Genomic DNA, 953 nt, shown 5'->3' with positions numbered 1-953 from the left:
AAAATTTCGACAAGAATTGGCCAAGCTAATGCCACGATGGACATTCGTTGGTTGATGTTTTGGCTTTTAGGCATGTTTTTAACCTTTCCAACAACTAAAACTGCCTCGCAGAGAACTGTGAGGCAGTCTATAAAAAAGTAATTCGGGATTCGTTTGAGATGAAACTGAGATTCAGCGCGGATTTTAGTCGGAGATTGGTCACAACGACAACAATAATTCCTGTGATTTGAGGAAAATATTTCTAATGATTTTTCAAGCCCACGCGACTCATTGACGGAGCTTAGAGATCATCGACTGACGAACAATGAGCTCAATAGGTACGCGGTTGATAATTGGCTTAACGCCGTTAAATGACGCCATTCAGCGAATTGAGAATCGACTCGCCAACAGCCGTTTTTATGCATTATCTGTATTTATCAACGTGCACACATCAAGGTAACTTTGTAACCGTCATCACCATATTGCAGGCAACATATCGATAGATATCGTAATAAACAAAACCCTTGGCGTCGTCACACCCAGAAAATTCCTTACAAGATTCAATCACCTCGCAACATGACTAAGTTCACATTTGGCGATTTTGTTATTCTATTTATCGCTAAAATACCGCCTAGAATAGACGTACATATCAATTTAAGTAGGGATAGAAGATGTCGACATTGGCCGGGGCTCGCCTAGAAGAAATGGCGGATATCCGCTCGACGAGAAAAAAGAAAATCGTTTTTCTGTGTTCTAGCATTGCCGCCACACTATTGGTGTACGGCGCTATCGTCCAATCGCTCGAAAATCATTGGGGGTTAAGCGTTTTGCATGCCTTCAGTGCCATCGCCTGCTTAGGAATCTGCTATCTCATAAAAGTACAAAGGCATCACAAATATGCCGATTTACTGCTCAGCGCCGTCATCATGTTTGAGGGGTTATTACTACTTCTTTTTAATGATGCGCCCTCCGGA

1 pseudogene is annotated in these 953 nt (G+C 42.2%); it reads left to right on the top strand.

Features of this window, described 5'->3' with window-relative positions:
* Positions 1-650 precede the first annotated feature (650 nt).
* Positions 651-953: pseudogene (locus tag R8N47_RS23935) on the top strand (GGDEF domain-containing protein); the annotation flags it as partial.

Source organism: Vibrio sp. 2132-1 (assembly GCF_033344315.1).
Note: the sequence above shows the minus strand (reverse complement) of the source record. Positions and strands in the feature narration are given on the sequence as shown.